General features: G+C 39.6%; 1 protein-coding gene. It reads left to right on the forward strand.

Going from position 1 to position 1,243, the window contains the following annotated elements:
* Positions 1-1,074: thioesterase domain-containing protein (locus tag G358_RS31140; RefSeq protein WP_033404787.1), on the forward strand; the 1,074-nt coding region annotated here is incomplete at its 5' end.
* Positions 1,075-1,243 lie beyond the last annotated feature (169 nt).

A 1,243-nucleotide genomic window follows, 5' to 3' on the forward strand; every position in this document is an offset into this window, starting at 1 on the left:
CCGCTGACGCCTAACGGCAAGATCGACCGTAAAGCATTGCCTGCGCCAGCAGAACATCTGCATACCGGAGCCGAGTATATCGCTGCACGTACGCCGGTGGAAGAAGCGTTGGTGTCAATTTGGGAAGATATACTGGGGATTTCTCGAATTAGCGTTAATGTAAACTTTTTTGATATCGGAGGGCACTCGCTAAAGGTGCTTCAATTGATGCAAAAGATCAACAGTGTGTTGGAAATCGACATTCCTATGCACATCGTTCTTCAGAATCCAACGATAGAGAACTTGGCTGAGCAATTGACGCAATGCAAGTCTAAGCAATTTGTAAGTAGGACCAGTAATAACATTATGAAACTAAGTGAAAAGGGGTTGATGAATGTATTCTGTTTTCCACCGATACTTGGATATGGAATTGCGTTTGCCGAAATGGCGAAGTATCTTGAAAATCATTTTCTGGTATATGCTCTCGACTTTACGGAGAATGCTCGTGACCAGTCAGAAATGATAGATCAGTACGTGGACGCTATTGTAAGTGTTCAAGAGAAGTCGCCTTATGTGTTTATCGGCTATTCAGCGGGAGGCAACCTGGCATTTGAAGTAGCCAAGGCAATGGAAGACAGAGGATATGAAGTATCCGATATTATTATGATTGATTCCAAAATGAAATGTATGGAGTTAATTGATTCAACTGAAATAGATGATCGCGTAATTGAACAACTTCTGCTAGAACATGCCCCTGAGCTCTACAAAGAAGTTTTAACTGCTCATCCCATAAAAGATAAAGTGTTTAGAAGAATACGTGCTTATCATATATATTTGAGCAAACTCATTAATACAGGAACAGTGAATGCTAAGATCCATGGTTTAGTGGCGGAAGGATTAGAATTAGGTAAAGCATCTGATAACGCTTTGCTATGGAAACAATCAACAGAGAAACATTATGTTGAATATGAGTTACTTGGAGAGCATTTTGAATTACTAGAGCCAGGATTCGTTGAGCTGAACGCAGAACTCATTCAGCGTATTTTAAAAGAAATATTCGATCAATCGAATCAAATGGGTATAATTCATCAGTAACTGGAATCGTTAACGTACAAACAAGAGGTCCAATTGTAACGGTACTTACCACTGTTTAACAAAGCAAGTTATAGAAAGAGGCTGGGACATAACTAGTCTCTAGAAGTAAAAAGGTGAAATCGCTTCGTCGATTTCACCTTTTTTAATGTGGTTTAAAGAAATACAGGCA

The sequence above is a fragment of the Paenibacillus fonticola DSM 21315 genome (genome assembly GCF_000381905.1).
GTDB lineage: Bacteria > Bacillota > Bacilli > Paenibacillales > Paenibacillaceae > Fontibacillus > Fontibacillus fonticola.